The sequence below is a fragment of the Dellaglioa sp. CoH-56-MRSF-12 genome, assembly GCF_056782075.1.
In genome coordinates this window covers 1-285 of sequence record NZ_JBXAYD010000071.1, presented here as the reverse complement: position 1 = coordinate 285, position 285 = coordinate 1, and the positions used below count along the sequence as shown (strand labels likewise).

Annotated in this window: 1 protein-coding gene; it reads left to right on the top strand. The window is 58.6% G+C overall.

Annotated features, from left to right (window positions below; genetic code table 11):
• Positions 1–285 (top strand): hypothetical protein (locus AC1RPY_RS07825; RefSeq protein ID WP_481763121.1); only part of this gene is annotated, 285 nt, incomplete at both ends.

Genomic DNA, 285 nt, shown 5'->3' with positions numbered 1-285 from the left:
GACCTGTACAGTATTGCCCACGAGGCCGAACGCGTTGCCGCTATTGGCCGTCGAGTGTTCGATCCGGGACTGGTCTCGTTTGGGGCTAATGTTCGTCGCCTCGTTGAAGAATACGCGTATGAGAAAAGCGCGCGAGTAGCAGAACAGGCCGACATTCAGACAGCCCGATCCGAAATCGATCAACTCAAGTCCGAAATTGCGAGGCTCCGCAACGAGCGCGCGGCCTCGGAACGCGTGACTGACAAGCATACGGCACGAAAAGCCGCAGAACTTGCGGGCTCCGGC